Source organism: Falsigemmobacter faecalis (genome assembly GCF_003863335.1).
Taxonomy (GTDB): domain Bacteria; phylum Pseudomonadota; class Alphaproteobacteria; order Rhodobacterales; family Rhodobacteraceae; genus Wagnerdoeblera; species Wagnerdoeblera faecalis.
The window spans coordinates 1-20302 of the sequence record NZ_RRAZ01000042.1 but is presented as its reverse complement, the minus strand read 5'-3'; the positions used below and the strand labels follow the sequence as shown (position 1 = coordinate 20302).

Below are 20302 nucleotides of genomic sequence, written 5' to 3'. Positions count from 1 at the left end.
AACATATTTAACACTAAGCTGACTGGGGATAACTGCACCCAACTGCTCAGCTTGCGCAGGCCAAAGGTCATAGGAAGCCACCTGCTGAGCGACGCGCAGTCACTCACGGCCCCCCGGATCTCAAACCCCAGGAGCCGCCATCTCAGGCGACTTGCCGCAAAGCCGCAAACATCGCACTGCGCTCCAAAAGCACAAGTCTGCACTGTCATCGAAAAATGGGGAAAGCGGTCCACCAGACCGCTATTCTTCACCCCAAGCAGCGTTCATCACTCGCTATAGAAAGCAGATGCTCTGATCCGGAGACCTCAGCCTCGAACGCGCGCCCTTCGGCCCTTCATCTGCGCATCTTTCCTTCTTCCCGCCTGCAGCTCAGTCAGCTCGCAATGACTATCCCGGCAATATCATGGACCGTCAGTTTCAGGAGATGAAGCCAACTGACCAGTTTTGAGCGACGGCTGATCTTCTCTCAAGGAGGATGAGATCGAGGGCGTGTGCCCTGCCCTCGATCTGGCCTTTGAAACCAGCCGAAACCCTCAGACCGAGTGCGGAGGTCTGCTTCACCAGCGCAACATGGGGTGAAGGGATAAACTTGTTGGGGCCCTGTTTGCGAAAACAGCGATCGGCGCTGAGCCTGACGGTTTGGAAGACGACCCCGACAGCGATCAACATAGCGCTGAATGCGCCAGAAATCCACATTACAGCTGTCGCCGGCCCCATTCAGCAAAGACCGCCCGTGCCGTCTGAAACCCGTGGCATCAGCTTATGAACCACCTTGCAGCGGGGTCCACCCTGCTCATGTACAGGCGTAAAGAGAGATCTCAAGGCCAGCGTAGGCCATGGAGAAGCCTGTCGCGATGGGGGCCTCGGATCATTCCACCGGTTGCGCCGTGACGGTCACGGACATGCCCGGCAGCAGGGCCTCGGTCAGGCTCTGGCCGGGATCGATCTCAATGCGGGCGGGGATGCGCTGCACGACTTTAGTGAAGTTACCCGTCGCATTGGTGCCCGCGACCAGGCTGAACTCTGAGCCGGTCGCCGGAGAGAAGCTGCTGATATGGCCCGAGAGGTTCTGCCCGCCCAAGGCGTCGACGCGGATGGTCACCGGCTGATTGAGGGCCAGATCCTCAAAGCGGGTCTCGGTGAAATTGGCGATGACCCAGGGCTCTCCTTCAACAAGGCTGCCGAGCGAGGTGGCGGCGGCCACATATTGCCCGACCCGCGCGCCCACCTGCCCCAGCGTGCCTGCGGCGGGGGCCGTGATCTCCACATGATCAAGGTCGAGCTTTGCCAGCGCCACGCTGGCCTCGGCCTGAGCGATGCTGGCCTCCGCGGCCACAACCTGCGCCCGGAGCGCGCTGAGCTTTTCCTGCAGCGCGGCAAAGCCCGCTTCCGCTTCGGCCAATTGCGCGCGCGCTTTGCTGAGCGAGAGATCCGCCTGTTCCGCAGCTGAAGTCGAGAGGATCCCGCGATCCTGCAGCGAGTGCTGGCGGCCATGTCCGGCAAGGGCCGTCTGCACCGCCAGCTTTGCGGCCTCCACCCCTGCAACATTGGCCTCTGCGGTCAGCTCCGTCGCGCGCAGCGTGTTCACCGCTGCGTCCCGGCTCGCCCGCGCTACGGCAAGGCCCGCCTCGGCCTGACGCAGCTTTTGCTCAAAGCTGCGGGCATCGAGACGGAAGAGCACCTGCCCCGCCGTCACCTTCTGGAAATCGCTGACCAACACTTCCGAGACATAGCCTGCCACCTGCGGCGAAAGGCTGGTGACCCGCCCGCGGACATAGGCGTTCTCGGTGGTCGGCAGACTGGCCGAGAAGGGCGGAAGCTCCCAGGCGAAAGCGACCAGACCTGCGCCGGCCAGACCGAGGGCGGCTGTCAGTGCCAAGGGCAGAAAATGCGATTTGTTCATCGTGTCGGACCGGTTTCAGAGGGGCTGGGCACCGGCGCGGCAGGGGTCAGCCGCGCCGTGAGGAAATTGTAAACCTGATGGAGGAGGAGCACGGCCAGCGCGCCAAGCGCGGCCAGCGCTGTCAGAAGATAGGCATCGTTATAGGCCATGACCGTGGCCTGACGACCCGCCTCCTGGACAAGCGCTGCGACTGCCTGCGTCTTATTAGCGGCCATATCCGCACTTTGCGCGGCAAGGCCCGCCATATTGGCTGCGATCTGGTTTTGCACCGTGATGAGGTCGGGGCGCAGCTGCTCGGTCAGGGTTTGCAGATGAAAGGCCTGCCGGTGGTTGATGATGGTGCTGAAGAGACCTGAACCCACCACACCGCCCAGGCTTTGTGTCGAGAGGAAAACCACGATGAAGGACATAAGATAGGCCGGCCCGCGCTTCAGCGCCGCCAGAAGCCCCATCACCATGGCCGGCGCCATAAACAGCATGCCCGCAAAAGCAATCAGCGTCTGGCTGAGGTACATATCCGCCGGCCGCGTCAGCACGGTGCTGGCGCTGTCCATGAAGGCGCCCACAGCGATCAGCACCAGCGCCACCGCATGAAACCAGGGCTCGCGCCCCGGGCGTAGCAAGGCCAGACAAAGCGGTGCCACCAGAAGCCCTGCCACAACGATCAGGCTGAAAAGCCCCATAAAGGCGTCCGGCCCGAAGCCGAGCACCTGAAACATCCGCGGCGCACCGCTGCTCTGCTCTGAGAGCAGCAGCCGGAACACCAGCATGGCCCCGGTCATCTGGAGCATGGCCGGGCTTGCGAGCCAGCGGAAGTCGATCAGCGGGGCTTTACGGTACAGTTCTGAGATCACTGCGAGGGTGAAGCCCAGAATGGCCAGGATCATCAAAACCCCGATCCAGTCCAGCTCGGTCCACCAGTAGATCGGCCCCAGGATGCTCGCCACGGTGATCGCCCCGAAGGAAAAGGCAATCAGCGCGAAGGTGCGAAGATCGGCGACCTCAATCACCTTCTGCGTCGGAGCCGGGGCAAGCGGCAGCCTCCAGGCAAGGGCCAGGGTCACAAAGGCCATGCCGAGGGTCAGAAGATGGACCTCCAGAAAGCCGCCATCCCCGATCAGCCCGGGCGATAGCACCCGTGCAAGGCTGGGCGCGCCCATGATCACCGCCATGGCCATCGGCAGGCCAAAGACGATCTTCAGCTTCTGCGACAGCGGCTCGAGCATATAAAGAAAGGCCAGGGTCGACATCGGCGCGGCCGCGATCCCGGCGACGAACTGCAGGGTCAGCGCAGAGCGGTAATTTTGCGCAAAGCAGGCCGCCAGCGAGACCAGCGCATAAAAGATCAGCGCAGAGCGGGTGAAGGCCAGCAGCCCGTATTGGGTGCGGAGTTTCGTCAGCAGCAGCGGCAGCGCCGCGCGCGGGGCCATATAGGCCGCCATCAGCCAGCTTGCATCGGTGACCGAGACCCCCAGATCCCCGGCCAGCTGCGGCAGGTTGTTCGAGACAAACCCCTGCCCCAAGCCCTGCGCCAGAGCGATCAGCGTGGCGAGGATCATATAGGGCAGGACCACCCGTTTCGGAGCGTCCGCTGCCTGCGCCGTGGCGGGAGGTGCAGAGGCGCTCACAGCTCTTCCAGCCGGTCAATATTGCGGTGCAGCCTTTGCAGCACCGACTGAAAGACATCGAGGTCTTCTCCGCTCACTCCCTCAAGCAGCAGCTGTCGGGTTTTGCGGCTGAACTCGGTCAGCGCATGGGTCTGCCCGAAGGGGGTCAGATAAAGCCCCTTTCCCCGCCCCCCGGCCGGCAGCGGACGCCGCTCCAGATAGCCGTCACGCACCAGCGCATCGATCTGGCGCTTCAGCGTGGGCGCTTCGATTTGCAGAGCCTGTGCCAGTTCGATCTGAGTCAGCCCCTCACGATCGCGCAGACAGAGCAAGACCCTCACCCGCGCCAGCGTGAGCCCATGCTCCGCCGCACGGCGGTCATAGATGGTGCGCAGACGCCGCGCCGTCGCGCTCATCAGATCCAGAATATCGCCTTCGCGGCTCATGAGCACTGGTTCCCGTTCCGTTAAATTAGCATGCTAATTATGATGGGTTCCGGTGCTTGCCAAGATCGATTCTATCCGACGCAGCAATGCCGCATCATACCGCCGCAGAACGCTCCTTCCTTGCCAGTGGATGAAGACCCGGGTCAGCCCACTCTCGCGGCTGAGTGGAGGCTTAGGCACAGCCGCGCTGTGCTCTGCCACAAACGCCCACCCAAAAGCGGCGGCTGCGCAGGAAGAAAGACCGGGGCTTCGCAGGCACCCCTGCATAGGGAACCGGACTCCAAACCCACAGCCTTTCTGAACACAGCCACCGCTGCCCTGAAGCTGACAGGAAGGGTTCGGGACGCAGACCCGTTTCAGCGATAGCCGTAGACCTCTCCCACCAGCTCATCCAGCTGCTCGTACTCCCCGGCAAGGCGGTTGAAGGTTTTCCAATGCATGCCCTTTGGCTTGTCGCCCCGCAAATCAAGCGGCCCACCGGGCCAGTCAAGCTGCTGGCGCAGCCGGTTCATGCGGATGATCTGGCGATCAAAAGCATTCGCACGCTGGCTGTCATAGGACAGACCCCGGCAATGGCGGCAGAGAAAGAGATCACCGCCAAAGAGCACGGCCACCCGCCGGTTGCAGGTGATCTCCGGGCAGTGAAACCACAACCGCGCACCGCCCTTAAAACAGGGCGTCCTGCTCAGCGGGACGAAATACATCGAACACTTTTCAAGGGCCGGTTCATTCCAGAGCCAAAGCCCCTCTCCCTCTGCCTGGAGACCAAGCACATAAAGTTCCTCAGCTCTGCCCGGTCGGGACCAGATGATCCGGCCTGTTGCATCGGGTTTGAGAAGTCCGCTCCGATGCAGACGCCGGACGTCGATCCGGCGATAACAGGACTCCGTCGGGCTCTGTGCCCAGGCCTTACGGCCGCTTCCGTAGCCGCCCATTTCCGCCTCAGATTTTATCGAAATCATTTGGCAGATTAGGGGTTTTATCGGTGAAAATCCACATTCTCGCTGCCTGGAAATCTGTGCTCTGAATCCTGTGAAAAACCCGTCAGTGAAAGCCTTCTGCTGTGGCGGGAGAGCGGTTCAACAGCCATTGATCCGGTCTCTGAAAACCGCTGCTACGCTGACAGCTTCCACGAAGACGGGGGCTGTTATGCGCATGCACACCATCGGTCGTGACCTGACCACAGAGCCTGTTTTGGGCAGGTCGGGCTCGTGGTGACAGCGCATGCTCCCTTTGAGGGCCGCTGTGCACATTCCCTGGGCACCACACTTTGGGGACTACGCCTGCGCCTTTGGTGGGCCACAGGGGCGGGCAGTGCCACTCAAACTGTGGAGCCCGCGAAGGATATGACCTCCGGCATCAACAGCGGGCCTCTTTGCGGACAAATCCGCCCGCCCGGTGAGCGGAGAGAAGGCCGCTCATCGATCTGATGAGACCGCATAGAGCGCTGCGCCGGGGCGGGAGGCTTTTACCCAAACCGCATCATTTCACAGAACTATTACTCCTTCGTTGTCTCAATGTTGCGAGCCTCGCGCAGTGACACTCCCCAATGGCTCCCGATCTCGTGGCGGGCCGATGGCGGAAGAGAGAGTGCGCATGGCTTCGTCTTTAACGATCAGCAATGTGGTCAAACGCTATGGCAGCCAGACGACGCTGAAGGGCGTCAGCCTTGATGTGCGGCCGGGCGAGTTCATGACGCTGGTCGGGCCCTCGGGCTGTGGGAAGTCGACGCTGCTGCGGATCATCGCGGGGCTGCTGGCACAGGACGCGGGCCAAATTTCCGTGGACGGGCAGCCGATTGATGCGCTGTCGCCGGCCGCGCGCGATATGGCGATGGTGTTTCAAAGCTACGCGCTCTACCCGCATATGAGCGTGGGGGAAAACATCGCCCTGCCGCTTCAGACCCGCCATCTGCCGCTGCCCGCCCGCCTTCTGGGCCGGGCCTGGCCTTTCCACGGCGCAGAGAAGCGCGCGATCCGCGAAGAGGTGGCACGGGTCGCGGATCAGGTGGAGCTGGGCCATCTGCTGAACCGCCGTCCGGCCGCGCTTTCGGGGGGCCAGCGCCAGCGCGTGGCCCTGGCCCGGGCGATCATCCGCAAACCGCGGATCTTTCTGATGGATGAGCCGCTCTCGAACCTCGATGCCCGTCTGCGGGTACAGATGCGAGCTGAGATCAGCGCGCTCCACCAGCGCCTCGGGGCCACCTTCATCTATGTCACCCATGATCAGACCGAGGCGATGACCATGTCCTCGCGCGTCGCGCTGATGATGGAGGGCGAGATCGTGCAATGCGATACCCCGGCGCGGCTCTATGCCGATCCCCAGGACCTGCGGGTGGCGCAGTTCATCGGCTCTCCGGGCATGAATGTGATCGGCGCGGATGATCTGGCGCTCTGGGGCGAGGCGGGCGCATTGCTGGCGGCGGATTACCACAATCCGGTGCAGTTTGCGCTGCGGCCTGAGCATATCCACGCAGGCCTGCCGGACAGGCCCGGCGCCCTTGTGACCCGGCTCAGGATCGAGCGGCTGGAGGATCTGGGACACAGCGGTCTGGTCTTTAGCGCCGATGTGCAAAGCGGCGCGAAGGTCACCCTGCGGCTTGCTCCGGGGGCGGCTCAGGCGCTGGACCTGAGCAGCGGCCTGCTGCCGGTTCACGCTGATCCCGCCGATGCGCTGGTCTTTGACGCGATGGGCAAACGCCTGAGCAGCCGCGCTCCTGCTCATAAGGCGCAAAGCGGGGCCATGCTGCATGTCTGATCTCTCGCTCTCTCACCCGCCTTTACGGCGCGGAAGCCATGGCGCTTTGCGCTCCGGTCGCGCGGCCTGGGGGCTCGCCCTGCCTTCAACTCTGCTGCTGGTCGGCCTGATGCTGGTACCGGTTGCGCTGATCATCCTGATGAGCTTCACCGATTACAGCTTCGGCGACAGCAGCTTCAGCTGGGTCGGCTTGGAGAACTATCAGGCGCTGGTGGAAGATGACGTCTTCTGGAACGCGCTTGGCAATACGCTGCGCTATGTCGCCATCGTCGTGCCTGGGGCGGTGGGGCTGGGCCTGCTCCAGGCGGTGCTGGTGCATAACCTGCGCCACGGCCGCAGGCTCTATCAGCTTTTGCTGTTCTTGCCCGTCACCTCGACGCTGGTCGCTATGGCCACCGTCTGGAAATACCTGCTGCACGGCAATATCGGGCCGGTGAACCTGCTTCTTGAGGCCATTGGCCTCAGTAAGCTGGAGTTCTTCGGCAGCCCCGATCTGGTGCTCTGGGCGCTGGCGATCATCGGGATCTGGGGGCTTGCGGGCTTCAATATGGTGATCTTCACCGCGGGTCTCACCTCTATCCCGCAGGATCTTTATGAGGCGGCTTCAGTGGACGGGATAGAGCATCCGCTGGATCGCTTTATCCGCATCACCCTGCCGATGCTGGCCCCGACAATGGTCTTTGTGGTGATCACCAGCTCGATCACCGCCTTTAAGATTTTTGACACCGTGGCCGTGCTGACAAAGGGCGGGCCGCAGGGCGCGTCGGATGTGCTCCTCTACACGACCTATCTGGAGGGTTTTCAGTATCTTCGCATGGCCCCGGCCGCCGCGATGACGGTGATCTTTCTGATGATCATTCTGGGGCTGGCACTGGTGCAGAACCTTCTTCTCGACCGTAAGGCAGGCAAAGCATGAAAGCCCTGAGCTTTAAGGACATCGCCTCGCATCTGGTGCTTCTCGCGCTGACCTTTGCGACGCTTTATCCCTTCTTCTGGATGATCGTGACTTCGTTCCGCCCAGCGCAGGAGGTCTTCACTGAGAGTTACAGCTGGCTGCCGCAGACCTTCACGGGACTGACCCATTACATCACCGCCTTTGAGCAGGCCCCTATGCTGCGCTTCATGCTCAATGGGGTGATCGTCTGTCTGGGCGTGCTGGTGGTGCAGCTTTTGACCGCCATTCCCTGCGCCTATGCGCTGGCGAAGTTTGAGTTTCGCGGCGCGAAGCTGCTCTTTGGTGCGGTGCTGCTGATCCTGACTGTGCCGATCCAGGTCCCGGCGCTGCCCCTCTTCATGGCGCTGGCGGAGTTTGATCTGCTCGACACCTATTTCGCGATGATGCTGCCCTTCTTCCTGTCGGTCTTTGCGATCTATCTCTTCCGCCAGACCTTCCGCGCTTTCCCGGATGAAATCATCCAGGCCGCCCGCATGGAGGGCATGGGCGAATGGGAGATCCTGTGGCGCGTCGTTGTGCCCTCTGCCAGACCCGCGATCGCCGCCTTTGCGGTCTTCTCGATCACCGCGCATTGGAATGATCTCTACTGGCCGCTGATCGTCATCACCGACACCAGCCTCGCGCCGCCGCCGCTGGCGATGATGTATTTCGCCGACAATGAAAGCGGCGCAAATTTTGGCGCCCTGATGGCCTCAGCCACGGTGCTCAGCGCACCGCTGATCCTGCTTTACCTCTGCGCTCAACGTCAGTTCGTCGCCGGTATCACCATGACCGGTGTGAAATGAGCCTGTCCTCTCCCGTCCTTCCCATCCCGTATCGGAGTTGAGATGACCTCTCACGCTGTTACCCACCCGCTCGTGACCCTTGCCGGTCTGACTGCCACTCTGCTGGCCGCGCCGGCCATGGCAGACAAGGTCACCATCGAAGTGCTGCAGGCCTTTCCGGGGCACGCGCATTTCCATGAGGCCGTCGCCAGAGAGTTCATGGCGCAAAACCCCGATATCGAAGTGAAATTCCGCATCGGCAACGGCTCTTATGATGAGACCCATCAGGTCATGCTGCGCGCCGCCATGACCAACCGGATGCCCGATGTCTACCACTCGGGCTATCACCTGCTGCCCGAAGTGGTCACCCATCTGGCTGAAAAGGGCAAAGTGATCTCCCTTGATGCCTATATCGCGGCAGAGGCACCGGACTTCGTCTCGAGCAACTATGCGCCGTCCCTCTTCTCACAGTGGCAGGTCGATGGCACCACCTGGGGGATCGGGTTCAACGCCTCGACCCCGATCTTCTTTGTGAACGGCGATCTGGTCAGCAAAGCAGGCGGAGATCCGAATGCCCTGCCCGACACCTGGGACGGGATCATCGATCTGGCGGGCCGCATCTCAGCGCTGGAGGGCGATGCCGATGGCATGGCCTTTGACATCCACTCCTGGCCTGATGACTGGCTGTGGCGCGCGCTCATCATCGAGCAGGGCGCAAAGATCATGGCTGAGGACGGCCGGACCGTGGCCTTTGGCGATGATCATGGCGTGAAGGCCCTGACCCTTGCGAAACGCATGGTCGATGAAGGCGGCATGGCGCTGCGGGACTTTGAGCAGTCGCGCCAGCAGTTCGCCGCCGGACAGATCGGCTTCATCATGGCCTCGCCCAACTCCAACCGCTCTTTCGCGGATCTGGTCGGCGATAAGTTTGAGCTGCGCACCACCACTTACCCGGTAAGCAACAAAGAGACCGGCCGCATCCCGACGGGTGGCAATGCCATGATGATCACGGCCCAGGACAAGGCAAAGCAGGACGCCGCCTGGGCCTATATCAAATTCGCCTCCGGCCCGAAGGGTCAGGAAATCGCGGTCCTGGGTTCAGGCTATAAGCCCACCAATATCGCGGCCCTGGCTCCGGATCTGCTGGGCAAGTTCTATGCCGAGAACCCGAACTTCAACACCACCAACCTGCAGATCGACCGCGCCGCCGCCTGGGAAGGCTATCCCGGGACCAATGGCGTCGAGATCTGGCGCGCCCAGCGCAAAATCATCGGTGAGGTGATGACCGGCGCGCAGAGCGTTGAGGCGGGCCTGGCCGCCATGGTGGAGACCACCAACCGCCTGATCGCGAAGTAACGCCCCTTCTTCGCCCCCTGCAGCGCTTGCGGGGGGCGTGATCTCTCGCCCCCCCGCATCTGACGGATCTGCCATGAAATTCATCCATCTGACCGACACCCATGTCATCGGCGAAGACCGCAGGCTTTACGGCGCCAATCCCGCCCGCCGCCTGCGCCTTGCCATTGAAAGCATCAATCGCGAGCATGGCGATGCTGCCTTTGTCGTGGTGACCGGGGATCTGACCCATTGGGGCGATGCGCAAGCCTATGAGGCCTTCAGTCGCGCGATCGGAGATCTGCAGATGCCGGTGGTGCTGATGGTCGGCAATCACGACGTCACCCCCGCCTTTACTTCTGCCTTCCCCAGCGCGATGCGCGATGAGAACGGCTTTGTGCAGGGCGCGCGCCAGTCTGAGGAGGGCCTGTGCCTCTTCCTCGACACCCGCGTTGAAGGCAGCCACGCCGGCGGCTATTGCCCGGCCCGGCTGGACTGGCTGGCAGCGCGTCTCTCAGAGAGCGAAGGCCCGGTCATGCTCTTCATGCATCACCCGCCCTTTGAGATCGGCTGCGGGCATATGGATGACATCCGTATGCTGGATCACGAAGCCTTCCGTGCGGTCCTTGAACCGCATCGCGCTCGTATCCGCCATCTCTTCTTCGGCCATGCCCATCGCCCGATCTTTGGCAACTGGCAGGGGATCTCCTTCTCCTGCATGCGCGGGCTGAACCACCAGCTCGATCTCTTCCTGATCCCCGATGACGGCACCGCACCCGGAAACCTTGCAGAACCGGCCTATGGCGTCGTCCTCGCGCAAAAAGGCAATATGATCGTGCATATGCATGAGTTCGCCCTGCGCGCGCCGCGCTTTGACCTGATGGCGCCCCCCGGCGTGGATCCGGTGATCTATGCCACCACCATGCAGCATCCGGATTTTACCGAGATCTGATCCTTTGGGCCAGGCGAGGGGAAGGCTTCATGTCCTTCTCGTCGCCCGCCCTGATCATAGCCCAGGACAGAGCGTAAAGCTCTGGCTCCCCAGCGCAGAGTGAAATGTCAGAACAAGCCATCTCCAGAGCCTCTGCAGAAGGGCCGGACATAACCTTCCCTTTACGCCGGTCATGGCACCTGAGAGACCAGCGGGCCAAGTCAGCTTTAACTCGCCTGCGACAGCACCACAGTCCAAGGGCAGTCCCCTTCACTCAATGATGTCTGAGTTCCTCCGGATGGCGGCATATGCGGCTTTCCGGCCCGCTATGTCCTTTGCAGCCCAGGCGATACGGATCGCCTCAACCTTCCGTCCTACTTTCACAGGCTCAAAGGCTACGCTGAACTCTGCCAGCCGGTTCACTTCGTCAAACGCAGGCTGAATCGCGAACTTCAGAAGGTTGGAGTAGGTGCTGAGTTTGCCTGGCTCAACACCCAGCAGAACGCGCAGATCTTCCAGAGCAAAGACCTCACTTTTCACGAAAGACAGGCGTACCCGCTTCGCGACGATCTCATAGAGCGCCAGGGCATATTTACTGGAAACCGCATGGATCACGTCAAGCTGCAGCTTGGCAAAGATGCGGCTGTCGCGCAGCAGCACGATGAGATCTGGATCAAACTGATATGTCAGCACTCCGCGCTCACGCCGAGGGTCAGTGATCGAGGTTTTGGCCACCAGGGGGAAGAAGGTGCTGCCACCATCCTCAAGCCGCACTGTCACTATGGTCTTCATCAAAGCTTTGATTGCGGGCACCAGACGATCATTCCCTGCATGGGCGAACTTCAGATCCGAGAACGCAATACGGAACTGCTGCTGGGGGTTTCCAAGGTCCGGACCATGCGCATTGTGCAACAGAATATTGTAGATGCGCCGGGCATTGAGCGACAGCTTCTCGGCCCCATCGATCTCGATCAACTCAGCAGGCTTCAACATCTCCCCATCATTGGGACGCAGGTTGAGGATTGAAGCCGTAGAAATTGGGTCGATGGGCGCGACAGCTCATATTTCGACCCGTTTTCTACGGATAACCGACCCAATATCTACGGTTTAGGCACCATATATCGACCCGATTCCTACGCTGAACCGACCCAAAATCTACGGAATAGGCTTAAAAACCCCAAAGAAACATGGTGATTTATGCGGACGAAGAAGAAGATTCTTTAGAAGAAAAAGAAGGTGTCCTTTTGGGGTGACATCTTGAATGCCCCGGATCTATTGGATGGCCACCGCAGTGATGATGTGGCCGCTCCCCTTGCAAACCAACCTTGGCACATCGATGCCATCCGGGGGGGCAGTCACATCATCAATGCCCGCCACATGTGTGGATGCCCTACATAGGTTCACACTCAGGTTCACAATTTGGTTCACCTTAGGCCCGTAATGGTTTGATTTTATTAGGTGCGATTTTTGATGTGGCGGAGAGGGTGGGATTCGAACCAAATGTGAAAAAAACGAAATATCCGAGCGTTAATGAGCTAGAGAGCATACTTGGTTTGCGGCGAAGATACTGCTTTCTGAGTAAGGTAGCGAGCCAGTAAGCAGCTTGAATGGCTTACCAGAACTACTAGCCCTTTGGCCTCTGCGACCTCACCGGCAGCAAAAAGCCAGGGAGAATTTGTGTCATGCAAACCGAAGCCGCCGTCCTTCGGATCTCAATCGCCGTCTCTCTCCTCGTCTCTGCCCTGGGGATTGGTTTCGGGCTGATGTCCGGCTCTTTCTCGATCACCTTCGACGGAGTCTATTCGCTGCTCGACAGCGCGATGAGCCTGCTGACACTCTTCGCTGCGCGGCTCATCACCTCTTATGCCAGGGATGAGGGCATCTCAGAGCGGCTGAAAGAGCGCTTCACCATGGGCTTCTGGCATCTGGAGCCGCTGATCCTGGCGCTGAACGGCTCCCTTCTCATCGCGCTGACGCTCTATGCGCTGATCAATGCAGTCAGCAGCCTGCTGGCAGGCGGGCGCGCGCTCGAGTTTGGCTGGGCGATTGGCTATGCCGTGATCACGCTGCTGCTGTGCAGCGTCATGGGCTTCACCGAGCGGCGCGCCAACCGCCGGCTGCAGTCAGATTTCATCCGGCTTGATATGCTGGGCTGGGTGATGTCGGCAGGGATTACGGCAGCACTTCTGGTGGCTTTCAGCATCGGCTACCTGGTGGAAAGCACCCCCTGGGCCTGGATCGTGCCTTACGTCGATCCGGCTGTGTTGTCCCTCGTCTGCCTGGTGCTGATCGTCATGCCGGTGAGCACAGTGCGCAAGGCGCTGGCGGATATCCTGCGGGTCACCCCTGCCGAGTTGAAAGCGCATGTGGACGAGGTGGCGACAGCGACCTGTGAGAAGTACGGATTTCTGTCCTACCGGGCCTATGTCTCGCGCATGGGGCGGGCCCGAAAGATCGAGCTGTACTTCATGGTGCCGGAAGAGGGCGCAAAGCGGCATCTGAGGGAATGGGATGCGCTGCGCACCGAGATCTCTGAGGCTTTGGGGGATGCCGGGCCCGACCGCTGGCTGAGCATTGTCTTCACGACGGACAGTGTCTGGGCGGACTAAACTGGCTGCATCATCCCGGGGTCCGAAAGGCGTGCCTAAGCTTCCCTTTACTGGCGGTCTGAAGCTCCAAGTTAGCCTCCTGTCAGAAGACATTTTCCGATATGCATCCTAAGACCGGGTGCATATCGAAAGGTTCAATGACGGCGTATGAAAGCAGGATATGCTCGCAGGACCGATGTTGAGCAGTCAGATCCCGTAATAGCTGCGGTACCATGCCACGAACTCGGCCACGCCCTTACGCACGTCGGTCTGCGGACGGTAGCCGGTGAGGCTTTGTAACAACGAGGCTTCGGCCCAAGTGGCCGGAACATCGCCCTTTTGCATCTCCATGTAATTGCGGATCGCCGTCCTGCCCGTGGCTTCCTCAATGGCATCGACAAAGTCTGTCAGCTTCACCCGATCAGAATTACCGATATTCACCACCCGCCAGGGGGCTGCGGGTGAAAGACTGTCGCCGGGAGCAATCTCTGCAGCACTTTCGGGACGCACCGGCACGGCATCGATCAGCAGCCGGATACCTTTCACCAGATCGGTGACATAGGTGAAATCGCGGTACATCTCGCCATGGTTATAAATATCGAGGGGTTTTCCGTTCAGAATACCTTCGGTGAATTTATAAAGCGCCATGTCGGGCCGCCCCCAGGGGCCATAGACGGTGAAAAAGCGAAACATCGTCACCGGCAGGTTCCAGAGATGGGCATAAGAATGCGCCATGCTTTCTGAGGCCTTTTTCGTCGCCGCATAGATCGTCAGCTGGGTGTCGGCCTTATCGGTCTCGCGAAACGGCATTTCTTCATTGGCGCCGTACACTGAGGAAGTAGAGGCCATCAGCAGATGCTGCACCCCGTGCCGCCGCGCGATCTCCAGCACATTGAAGCTGCCGATGACATTGGCATCGAGATAGGCGCGCGGGTTCTCAAGGCTGTAACGCACCCCGGCCTGAGCGGCGAGATGCACGATCACATCGGGGCGGAAGTCATCCGCCACCCGGTCAATCAGCGCCTGATCTTCCAGCATGCCCTCTGTGGCGCTGAAGTTGGGGTGCTGCAACAGCATGGCATGACGGCGCTGTTTCAGAGTGACGTCGTAGTAATCCGTCATCCCGTCATAACCGTGAACGGTAAAACCCTCATCCAGCAACAGCTGGCTCAGATGAAAGCCGATGAACCCGGCCGAGCCGGTCAGAAATACGCGGGTCATCAAGGGATCCTGTTATGGCGATCTGTCAAGATCTTTTGCGTAAAATATTCAATTATCTCAGGCCTAAACGGCGGCTAGGCCTCCTGCAACCCCTGAAAGCTTGCAGGATAAAATGGAAATCTGTAGCTGTGCTGAGATAAGCAAAACATTTTGCGATCAGGAAATTCGAGATGAAAATTGCAGTTATCGGCACCGGCTATGTCGGACTTGTCTCCGGTGTATGTTTTTCTGACTTCGGCCATGAAGTCATTTGTGTCGATAAATCAGTTGAAAAAATTGAGATGCTCCGTAAAGGTCTGGTGCCGATTTATGAGCCCGGCCTCGAGGATGTATTGGCCCGCAATATCGCAGCCGGGCGGCTGACCTTCAGCACTGATCTCACCACTGCTGTGGACGGGGCAGACGCTGTCTTCATTGCGGTAGGTACCCCCACCCGGCGCGGGGATGGTCATGCCGATCTGAGCTATGTGATGGCGGCCGCAGAAGAGATCGGGCGCGCACTAACCGGCTATACGGTCGTGGTGACCAAATCGACGGTTCCGGTCGGCACCAATCGCAAAGTAGCCGAAGTAATCCGTGCCGCCGTGCCGGAGGCGAAATTTGACATCGCCTCCAACCCTGAATTCCTGCGCGAAGGGGCCGCGATTGAGGACTTCATGAAGCCTGATCGCGTCGTGGTCGGGGTGAAGACTGAACAGGCAAAGGCTGTCATGGCGGCAATCTATCGCCCGCTGTACCTTCGAGACTTCCCGATCGTCTACACCGGTCTCGAGACGGCCGAGATGATCAAATATGCCGCCAATGCGTTCCTGGCGACCAAGATCAGCTTCATCAATGAGATCGCAGCGCTTTGTGAGCGCGCCGGGGCTGATGTGAAGGGCGTGGCAAAGGGGATTGGTCTGGACGGTCGGATCGGCTCGAAATTCCTGCATGCGGGCCCGGGCTATGGTGGCTCCTGTTTCCCGAAAGACACCTCGGCGCTTGCCCGCATCGGGCAGGAATATGGGGTGCCGCAGCGCATCACTGAGACGGTCATTGCCGTGAATGACGCTGTCCGCCGCCGCATGGTGGATAAGGTCCTGGACCTCTGCGACGGCAAGGTCGCGGGCCGCAAGATCGCGGTGCTGGGCGTAACCTTTAAGCCTGAAACCGACGACATGCGCGATTCTCCCTCGCTGACCATCGTTCCGGCGCTGATCGGAGCAGGCGCGAAGGTCCATGTGGTTGATCCGCATGGCCGTCGCGAAGGCGAAGCTCTGCTGCCGGGTGTGGTTTGGGAAGAAGACGCCTATGCAGCCGCGAAGGATGCCGACGCCGTGGTGATCCTGACGGAGTGGAACCAGTTCCGCGCTCTTGATCTGAAACGGCTCGCAGGTGACATGGCGGTGCCGCGGATGGCAGATCTGCGCAACATCTACGATCGTGAGAGCGTGCTTGCCGCCGGCTTCGTCGCCTGGGACGGCGTTGGTCGGGGCTAAGCCCCCTGCCCTGTCGTATTGCTGTGGCCAGCTCCAACCGGGGCTGGCCATTTTCATTTCCCGAAGACCCGGATGAAAGCACCGGGATACGCTAGGTGTTCAGTCCCGGTATCTGGTGGATCGGATTGAGGATGAATCTTTCCGGCTCTGAAGTCCAGATTTTGCAGATGTATTCGTAAGGCGTCAGGCCGTTCAGTGTCTTCAGCCTGCGGGCATAGTTGTAGGCTGCCATGTAGTCGCCAAGGTGGGCCCGGAGCTGCTGTTGATCCTGGTAGTGGAAGCGTTTGACCGTCGCGTCTTTGATGGTTCGGTTCATCCGCTCCACCTGGCCATTGGTCCAAGGGTGATTGGGCTTTGTCAGCCTGTGCTCAATGCCATGCGAATCGCAGATCATGTCGAAACGCATGGGGCGGGAGTAAATCTGATTTCGGTTGCGGGGCTGATCTGCGAATTGGATCCCATTATCGGTGAGTATGGTATGGATCCGATATGGCACGGCCTTGAGGAGATGCTCGAGGAACTCCCATGCAGTTTTTCGATCAGCTTTATCGACCAGTTGAGTCACCGCGAATTTGCTGGTTCTGTCAATACCGACAAAGAGATACAGCTTGCCCTCCGCCGTCTGCACCTCGGCGATGTCCATATGGAAGAAGCCAATCGGGTAGCGCTTGAACTTCTGCCTTTTGGGCTTATCGCCGCTGACTTCATCAAGCCGGGAAATACCATGACGCTGCAAACAGCGGTGAAGGGCCGATCTGCTGAGATGCGGGATACTGGGTTGGAGAGCGTAGAGGCAATCGTCCAAGGGAAGCAAAGTGTGGCGCTTGAATGCGACGACAATAGCCTCCTCTCCTTCGCTCAGGACTGTCGAACGAGGCTCTTTCGGCCCCGTCTTCTGGTCGTCAACCGAAGACCTCTTCCGCCATTTAGCGACCGTCTTGGGATTTATCCCAAGTTCTCGGCTCAGCTCCGAGAGCGAAGCTTGCGATCGCTGTATTGCAGCTCGGACCGCGTGCGTGGTCGTGGCGCTTCCATGACGAATTTGTCCCATAGGGCATCCTTCCATTCCCTCGAAAGGTTCACACCATCAAACCGTGGGATCAAACAGCTAGGGTGGCCCAAGGAATTCCGCCGGAGTATCCCGGCTCAACAACATAGTAGCTGATAGCTATCTGGTAGCTATCAGCTACTATGTTGCTATCTGATAGCTATCGGGTAGATGCTGACCAAAACAGGCAGGAGCAGCAGATGCCGGTGATCTCATTCGCCAACCCCAAAGGGGGCGCGGGCAAAACCACAACTGCACTGATCGCAGCGACGATGCTGGCGGAGAACGGCGCGAGCGTCTCCATCATTGATGCGGACCCCGAGCGTTGGATCAGCCAGTGGGCCGATCTGCCGGGCAGGCCCGAAGCCATCCGCATCCTTTCCGATGTCACGGAAGAGAGCATCGCCGATGTGATCGAGGCGGAGAGCGCCAGGTCTCAGTTCGTGATTGTCGACCTTGAGGGCACAGCCTCTCTGATGGTTGCCAATGCCATCGGCTTCTCGGATTTCGTTGTGATCCCGCTTCAGGGTTCAGGTATGGACGCCAAGGGCGGTGCGAAGATCCTGAGGCTGATCGCGACCCAAGGCAGAATGGCGCGTCGCACGATCCCGCATGCCGTGGTGCTCACCCGTACCAGCGCGGCCGTGAAGTCCCGCAGCCTGAAGAATGTCACCAGCGAGTTGACGGAGGCCGGGGTGCCGGTCTTTGAGACGGCCATAGTCGAGCGCGCGGCCTATCGGGATCTCTTCGACTATGGCGGCACGCTCTCCAGTCTCAACCCGTCCAGCACCTCGGGCCTGCCCAAGGCAATTGAGAATGCGCAGGAGTTCGCAGGCGAATTGGTGGCAAAACTGAAGGAGGCCATGGCATGAGCACCCGCGCAAAGATTGGTTTTGGAGACGCCCTCGGGGATCTGAGCGGTTTCGCTCCCCTTCCGCGGGTGAAGACCGCGGCTCCGCCGGCAGAGGCCGCAGCAGTTGCAGGCTTTACCAGCCGCGAAGTCCCAGCCCCTCCCCAGAAGCCCCAGCAGCGCCGCCACCGAACCGGTCGCAGCGCCCAGATCAATATCAAAGCGAAGCCGGAGACTATTGCAGCATTGAACGCCTGGGCCGACGCACAGGGTCTGAGTATCGCTGAAGTCTTTGAAACAATGGTAGAAAACCTAAAAGATAGCTGATAGCTATCTGGTAGCTACTAAGTAGCTTCTCGCTAGCTGATAGCTACCAGATAGCTTGATCCTGCAGCACGCTGGAGAAGCCGTTCGCCATTACGGAGAAGACAGCGGCCCAATCGTCAGAGAACTCTGGTACAAAGCAATCTCAGATGAACGCGGTCGAAGCTTGTCCAGCGCAAGCGTTGTCCCCAAGGCCGCCAGTTCCGGAAAAAGCGGGGCAGGGGGACCTCATCAGGGCCTGCCGCGTTTCTCAAACCATTTCCGGCAAAACCCCAGGAAAGCCGCATCCGCGCTCTTCGGGGTCTCGGTCGCCCAGGACCGCCACTCACGCTCGATGTAATGGATGTCCCATCCGGGAGCGAGCGCGCGCGCCAGGTCGTAGGTCTCTTCATCGAGGGGCGGGATGTTCAGATCGGCCTCATCCACCACATCCAGACGGCCCTTGCTGATGAAAAGAACCTGATCCTTCTCCTCATCGAAGCGCACGGCGTAGTCGGGCATGTGGTCGTGGGTCTCATCTTCCTGCGAGATCCCCGCGATCACCCGGCGGAACTCGCGCAGCTCAGAGCTCGATCCGCACTTCTTCTGAAGCACATCGAGGCTGATCCGCCAGCTCTTCTGCCGCCCACAGTGCTTGCGCGCCAGCTCATAGATCCGCCGTTCGATCGGTTTGCGCAGCCGGAAGTATTCCCGTGAAAGCGTCAGCACCTCCCTGGCGCGGATTGCATTGAAGACCCAGTCGGAAAGCTCAACCTCTACCTCCTGCATCCGCCCGTCGCGGGTCTGACGCACGATCGTGGCCCGGTTGATCAGACCAAAGATATCCAGCTGCTCAACACCGCCCGTGGTGATGTTGGTGGAGATCGTCGTGCCGCGTAGCCGCTCCAGCGCAGCCTTCAGGCCGGCATAGCCCTGGCCGTTAGTCGTGCGATTGGTGGCCGTCAGCAGGTCATAGGCTTTGAAGCGCACAATCCGTGAGGTTTCCCGGCCGTCATTCATGCCGTGAATGAGCTGGCTGATGCAGTAGATCAGAATATCGCGGTCATGCACGGTCGCCAGGCCATCAACCGAGGGCTTCACCTCGATCACCACGTTCCCATGCTCATAGCGCCGGATGTTGGTATCCGGCCGACTGGAGAGCGAGAAAACCGGGTGCTCCATCGGACCGATATCGGCCTTGGGCGCCGCATCGAAAATATCGCAAACGAAGAAATCCATCTGCGGATGGCGGTCGGGCAGGAGCGGCGAACGCTCGACTTTCGATATTTCACCCACGGTCCGCGCCTTTCGATATTTCACCCACGTTTTGGCTTCTTTCGATATTTCACCCACGGGGTCAAGGCTTTCGATATTTCACCCACGTTCTTTCGATGGTTTGCCCACGTTCTTTCGATGGTTTACCCACGGGGTGTTTCGATTCGTCTTTTATTTTCAATTGGTTACAAGGCGTAATTTTCGCTTAACACTATTTAACACATATTTAACACAAGAGAGCCTGTGGATAACTTCCGAAATCGTGTCGAAATGTGCGCTCTCCGAAGCCCTCTCGAAGCTCACTCGCAGCCCCTGCCTTAACCCCGATTTCGATCACGGAAGACCATCTGAGGTCTGAGACCAGATGCAGATCCTGTCAGCGCTTCAATCAAGCCCTCGGGAACTCTGGGAAGGAACACCCCCCCCCTTAAGGGATCATCAACATGCCCGGGCGCTCTCCTGACCGACTAGGCAGCGAGCCTTGAGAGAGGCTTGCTCAGCCAAACTGACATCCTGAAAACCCCACACCCTTGTCACCAAAACAGCCACCGCCAGTCACAGAAGCCCTGCTAGGAAAAACAGGCCCGAAATTCCCTTGAAACATTGGTCCCGCCTGCAAACTGGCGCTTATCGCTGACTTTTTTGCATTTTCGCTCTTGCACCTCTTCGCGGGTCTGTCTAAACACCCCTTCACCGCAGCAGGGCAGCCGGGAACGGCAGCTGGTTGTGGTTTAGATCTGGTGGATACGCGGTCGGTTGGCTCAGCGAAGTTGAGCTTATCCGGTTGTTGTTGCGTCTGCGGGTCGCGCTCTTTGACATTGATGATGATGAAGGGATATGCGGG

General features: G+C 59.8%; 18 protein-coding genes. 9 read left to right on the top strand and 9 right to left on the bottom strand.

The window, feature by feature from the left end:
• Nucleotides 1-868 precede the first annotated feature (868 nt).
• The 4 genes from EG244_RS18180 to EG244_RS18165 form a co-directional block, all read right to left on the bottom strand.
• Nucleotides 869-1903, bottom strand: a complete 1035-nt coding sequence (locus tag EG244_RS18180; RefSeq protein WP_124966593.1) for an HlyD family secretion protein — start codon at nucleotides 1901-1903, stop codon at nucleotides 869-871.
• Nucleotides 1900-3531 carry an MFS transporter gene (locus EG244_RS18175; protein ID WP_124966592.1) on the bottom strand — a complete coding sequence of 544 codons (1632 nt, stop codon included), beginning with the start codon at nucleotides 3529-3531 and terminating at the stop codon, nucleotides 1900-1902. Before EG244_RS18175 ends, EG244_RS18180 begins: the two co-directional genes overlap by 4 nt.
• Nucleotides 3528-3956 carry a MarR family winged helix-turn-helix transcriptional regulator gene (locus tag EG244_RS18170; protein ID WP_124966591.1) on the bottom strand — a complete coding sequence of 143 codons (429 nt, stop codon included), beginning with the start codon at nucleotides 3954-3956 and terminating at the stop codon, nucleotides 3528-3530. Before EG244_RS18170 ends, EG244_RS18175 begins: the two co-directional genes overlap by 4 nt.
• 356 nt (nucleotides 3957-4312) lie before the next feature.
• A complete protein-coding gene (locus tag EG244_RS18165; protein WP_124966590.1) occupies nucleotides 4313-4729 on the bottom strand; it encodes a hypothetical protein in 417 nt (138 codons plus the stop codon).
• 823 nt (nucleotides 4730-5552) lie between these two features.
• Here EG244_RS18165 and EG244_RS18160 point away from each other — a divergent pair.
• The 5 genes from EG244_RS18160 (at nucleotide 5553) to EG244_RS18140 (ending at nucleotide 10716) form a co-directional block, all read left to right on the top strand.
• Nucleotides 5553-6713 carry an ABC transporter ATP-binding protein gene (locus EG244_RS18160; RefSeq protein ID WP_124966589.1) on the top strand — a complete coding sequence of 387 codons (1161 nt, stop codon included), beginning with the start codon at nucleotides 5553-5555 and terminating at the stop codon, nucleotides 6711-6713.
• The gene (locus tag EG244_RS18155; protein WP_124966588.1) at nucleotides 6706-7629 is read left to right on the top strand and encodes a carbohydrate ABC transporter permease; all 924 of its coding nucleotides are present in this window, start codon (nucleotides 6706-6708) and stop codon (nucleotides 7627-7629) included. The genes EG244_RS18160 and EG244_RS18155 overlap by 8 nt, the downstream gene beginning before the upstream one ends.
• Nucleotides 7626-8453: a carbohydrate ABC transporter permease gene (locus EG244_RS18150; RefSeq protein ID WP_124966587.1), complete on the top strand. Its 828-nt coding sequence runs from the start codon at nucleotides 7626-7628 to the stop codon at nucleotides 8451-8453. Before EG244_RS18155 ends, EG244_RS18150 begins: the two co-directional genes overlap by 4 nt.
• A 42-nt stretch (nucleotides 8454-8495) precedes the next feature.
• A complete protein-coding gene (locus EG244_RS18145) occupies nucleotides 8496-9788 on the top strand; it encodes an ABC transporter substrate-binding protein (RefSeq protein WP_124966586.1) in 1293 nt (430 codons plus the stop codon).
• Nucleotides 9789-9861: 73 nt separating this feature from the next.
• On the top strand, nucleotides 9862-10716 hold the full coding sequence (locus EG244_RS18140; protein ID WP_124966585.1) for a phosphodiesterase: 855 nt from the start codon (nucleotides 9862-9864) through the stop codon (nucleotides 10714-10716).
• Nucleotides 10717-10965: 249 nt separating this feature from the next.
• Here EG244_RS18140 and EG244_RS18135 read toward each other — a convergent pair whose 3' ends face one another.
• Nucleotides 10966-11688: a replication initiation protein gene (locus EG244_RS18135; RefSeq protein ID WP_124966584.1), complete on the bottom strand. Its 723-nt coding sequence runs from the start codon at nucleotides 11686-11688 to the stop codon at nucleotides 10966-10968.
• 689 nt (nucleotides 11689-12377) lie between these two features.
• Between EG244_RS18135 and EG244_RS18130 the strand changes: the two genes are divergently transcribed.
• Nucleotides 12378-13304, top strand: coding sequence for a cation diffusion facilitator family transporter (locus EG244_RS18130; protein WP_124966583.1), 927 nt, complete (start codon nucleotides 12378-12380; stop codon nucleotides 13302-13304).
• Between the two features lie 186 nt (nucleotides 13305-13490).
• Here EG244_RS18130 and EG244_RS18125 read toward each other — a convergent pair whose 3' ends face one another.
• Complete coding sequence (locus EG244_RS18125) at nucleotides 13491-14504, bottom strand: NAD-dependent epimerase/dehydratase family protein (RefSeq protein ID WP_124966582.1); 1014 nt, start codon at nucleotides 14502-14504, stop codon at nucleotides 13491-13493.
• 170 nt (nucleotides 14505-14674) lie between these two features.
• Here EG244_RS18125 and EG244_RS18120 point away from each other — a divergent pair, with 170 nt between their 5' ends.
• Nucleotides 14675-15982 (top strand): UDP-glucose dehydrogenase family protein, encoded by a 1308-nt coding sequence (locus EG244_RS18120; RefSeq protein WP_124966581.1) that lies wholly within the window; start codon nucleotides 14675-14677, stop codon nucleotides 15980-15982.
• Nucleotides 15983-16073: 91 nt separating this feature from the next.
• Here the strand turns inward: EG244_RS18120 and EG244_RS18115 are convergent, their stop codons facing one another.
• Entirely contained in the window at nucleotides 16074-17033 is a 960-nt protein-coding gene (locus EG244_RS18115) for an IS481 family transposase (protein ID WP_124966580.1), read from the bottom strand.
• Between the two features lie 197 nt (nucleotides 17034-17230).
• Between EG244_RS18115 and EG244_RS18110 the strand changes: the two genes are divergently transcribed.
• Both EG244_RS18110 and EG244_RS18105 read left to right on the top strand, forming a co-directional pair.
• Nucleotides 17231-17902: a ParA family protein gene (locus tag EG244_RS18110; RefSeq protein WP_124966579.1), complete on the top strand. Its 672-nt coding sequence runs from the start codon at nucleotides 17231-17233 to the stop codon at nucleotides 17900-17902.
• Complete coding sequence (locus EG244_RS18105) at nucleotides 17899-18207, top strand: stability/partitioning determinant (protein ID WP_124966578.1); 309 nt, start codon at nucleotides 17899-17901, stop codon at nucleotides 18205-18207. Before EG244_RS18110 ends, EG244_RS18105 begins: the two co-directional genes overlap by 4 nt.
• A 228-nt stretch (nucleotides 18208-18435) precedes the next feature.
• Here EG244_RS18105 and EG244_RS18100 read toward each other — a convergent pair whose 3' ends face one another.
• Together EG244_RS18100 and EG244_RS21115 are read right to left on the bottom strand one after the other, a co-directional pair.
• Nucleotides 18436-19479 carry a replication initiator protein A gene (locus tag EG244_RS18100; RefSeq protein WP_233589063.1) on the bottom strand — a complete coding sequence of 348 codons (1044 nt, stop codon included), beginning with the start codon at nucleotides 19477-19479 and terminating at the stop codon, nucleotides 18436-18438.
• 475 nt (nucleotides 19480-19954) lie between these two features.
• Nucleotides 19955-20302 (bottom strand): hypothetical protein (locus EG244_RS21115; RefSeq protein WP_233589062.1); only part of this gene is annotated, 348 nt, incomplete at its 5' end.

Coding starts and splice junctions, on each gene's coding strand:
- EG244_RS18135 (WP_124966584.1), bottom strand. CDS start 11,688: ATGTTGAAGCCTGCTGAGTTGATCGAGATCGATGGGGCCGAGAAGCTG.
- EG244_RS18180 (WP_124966593.1), bottom strand. CDS start 1,903: ATGAACAAATCGCATTTTCTGCCCTTGGCACTGACAGCCGCCCTCGGT.
- EG244_RS18125 (WP_124966582.1), bottom strand. CDS start 14,504: ATGACCCGCGTATTTCTGACCGGCTCGGCCGGGTTCATCGGCTTTCAT.
- EG244_RS18140 (WP_124966585.1), top strand. CDS start 9,862: ATGAAATTCATCCATCTGACCGACACCCATGTCATCGGCGAAGACCGC.
- EG244_RS18155 (WP_124966588.1), top strand. CDS start 6,706: ATGTCTGATCTCTCGCTCTCTCACCCGCCTTTACGGCGCGGAAGCCAT.
- EG244_RS18105 (WP_124966578.1), top strand. CDS start 17,899: ATGAGCACCCGCGCAAAGATTGGTTTTGGAGACGCCCTCGGGGATCTG.
- EG244_RS18150 (WP_124966587.1), top strand. CDS start 7,626: ATGAAAGCCCTGAGCTTTAAGGACATCGCCTCGCATCTGGTGCTTCTC.
- EG244_RS18120 (WP_124966581.1), top strand. CDS start 14,675: ATGAAAATTGCAGTTATCGGCACCGGCTATGTCGGACTTGTCTCCGGT.
- EG244_RS18160 (WP_124966589.1), top strand. CDS start 5,553: ATGGCTTCGTCTTTAACGATCAGCAATGTGGTCAAACGCTATGGCAGC.
- EG244_RS18170 (WP_124966591.1), bottom strand. CDS start 3,956: ATGAGCCGCGAAGGCGATATTCTGGATCTGATGAGCGCGACGGCGCGG.
- EG244_RS18145 (WP_124966586.1), top strand. CDS start 8,496: ATGACCTCTCACGCTGTTACCCACCCGCTCGTGACCCTTGCCGGTCTG.
- EG244_RS18115 (WP_124966580.1), bottom strand. CDS start 17,033: ATGGGACAAATTCGTCATGGAAGCGCCACGACCACGCACGCGGTCCGA.
- EG244_RS18130 (WP_124966583.1), top strand. CDS start 12,378: ATGCAAACCGAAGCCGCCGTCCTTCGGATCTCAATCGCCGTCTCTCTC.
- EG244_RS18110 (WP_124966579.1), top strand. CDS start 17,231: ATGCCGGTGATCTCATTCGCCAACCCCAAAGGGGGCGCGGGCAAAACC.